This window comes from Paraburkholderia sp. RL18-085-BIA-A (assembly GCF_046027075.1).
Taxonomy (GTDB): Bacteria; Pseudomonadota; Gammaproteobacteria; order Burkholderiales; family Burkholderiaceae; genus Paraburkholderia.
Genome location: NZ_JARESU010000479.1, coordinates 1 through 1,035, shown reverse-complemented (window position 1 = coordinate 1,035; position 1,035 = coordinate 1). Strand labels below are relative to the sequence as shown.

At 57.2% G+C, this 1,035-nt stretch carries 2 pseudogenes; both read right to left on the bottom strand.

The annotated features are described in order from the left end of the window. Window positions 1–307, bottom strand: a pseudogene (locus tag P0D89_RS53365) (IS6 family transposase); the annotation flags it as partial. Between the two features lie 532 nt (window positions 308–839). After that, window positions 840–1,035, bottom strand: a pseudogene (locus P0D89_RS53360) (histidine kinase); the annotation flags it as partial.

The following is a 1,035-nucleotide window of genomic DNA, read 5'->3' as shown; positions in this document are numbered from 1 at the left end:
ACTCGATCTACCGCACGGTACAGATAAACCCATTTGCCACGAATCGTCAGGTAGGTTTCGTCAACACGCCATGACCGCCTGTGGGTACGCCAAAACGATTCCAGCGCTTGACGAACTCCGGCGTAAAGCGCTTCACCCAACGCATAATCGTGGTGTGCACCAGCGACAAACCGCGCTCGGCCATCATCTCGACCAGATCGCGCAGGCTGAGCTTGTAGCGAAGGTGCCAGCGCACGCAGAGAATGATGATCTCCCGATCAAAATGTCGCCCATCAAACAACGCCTCCAGGCCTTTCCGCTTGCTCATCACCGACCACCAGATTGTTGGGCTGAATACTTTAACCGATTCGCCAAGCCTATTTGCACCAGAACCATTATCAGTACCCGCTTGTCTACGTCGACCGGCGGCACCGCGTCGACTCGCCCCATTCAAATAGCCCGGTCAACGAACGCTTGGCGAACCTAAATTGCAGGATCTTGAGACGATGGCAATGAGGTATCACTTCGCCATCAGGCGAGCACACGCTGGCAAAAAGCTCCAGCGGGTCTAAACTGCCATTGCCCATGAGCGCAGTCCACTTCGTCTTCGCGGTCGGCAATCTCGTACGTATGAAACCCGACGTCTCGCGTCCCGGATGCGTGCAGGGTCCGTGGAAACAGGCAGACGGGCGACTTCACATGCATGTTCTGATTGCCGCAGGGCACGCCAGCGTAGTCGACTACTGTGCCATCCGATGTCTGTTGGTTTTGGGTGGGATGGCGCGATTGCGACTGCGTCGCGCAACCGACCAGCACGATCACAACCGCAAGAATTGTACAAAGTCGTTTCATGACCTGTGTTATCGAGGTTGGTTTGACGCCAACGTCGAGCCGAGCGAATCCGACCGATTCCACCAGCCACCGCCCACGGCCTGGAACAAGGCTGCCGTATCCGCCAGTCTGGCGGCCCTTGCCTGTATCGACGCAATGCGTGCCATTTGCCAGGTCTGCTGCGCGCTCAGCACTGACAGATAGGACGCTTCACCTGAGCGCAGT